Origin of the sequence: Alicyclobacillus sendaiensis NBRC 100866 (assembly GCF_001552675.1) — a bacterium.
Lineage (GTDB): Bacteria > Bacillota > Bacilli > Alicyclobacillales > Alicyclobacillaceae > Alicyclobacillus > Alicyclobacillus sendaiensis.
Genome location: NZ_BCRQ01000153.1, coordinates 1 through 516 on the forward strand (window position 1 = coordinate 1; position 516 = coordinate 516).

The following is a 516-nucleotide window of genomic DNA, read 5'->3' on the forward strand; positions in this document are numbered from 1 at the left end:
CGGGCTGTTGTGCCTTCTTCCATGCCTCATACTCGTCCATGTTGAGATATTTCCACCCTGTCGTCCATTCTTCGTCCATTTCCATCCGTAACGCTCCCAGCAGGCGGATCGCCGATTCCCGGTTGGGGAAGATGTGAATGACGCGCTCGCGGCGCCGAATCTCTTCGTTGAGCCGTTCGACGCCATTGGTCGTGCGTACGCGCCGCCGATATCGCTCACGTAAGGTCAAAACAGCGGTGACATCATCAAACCCATCCTCCAACACCTGAACTGCCTTCGGTGCCTTCTCTGCGTAAGGCTCGGCAAACGCATCTTTGAGCAACCGTGCAGTCTTCAGGTCAGGCGCATCCAGGACCGCGCGAACCTGTTGGCAGATCTCCTCCTGCATCGCCTTGGGCGTGGCGTCCAAGAGATTGCGCATGAAGTGGGTCTAGCACCGTTGCCACGTGCAGCCCTGTGCCTTCACAAGTCCGCTGTGACTGTCGGACACGACGATGTCGACGCCGCTCAAACCGC

The 516-nt window shown here is 58.5% G+C and carries 1 pseudogene; it reads right to left on the bottom strand.

From position 1 onward, the window contains the following. Window positions 1–516 (bottom strand): annotated as a pseudogene (locus AS26_RS13675) (transposase); the annotation flags it as partial.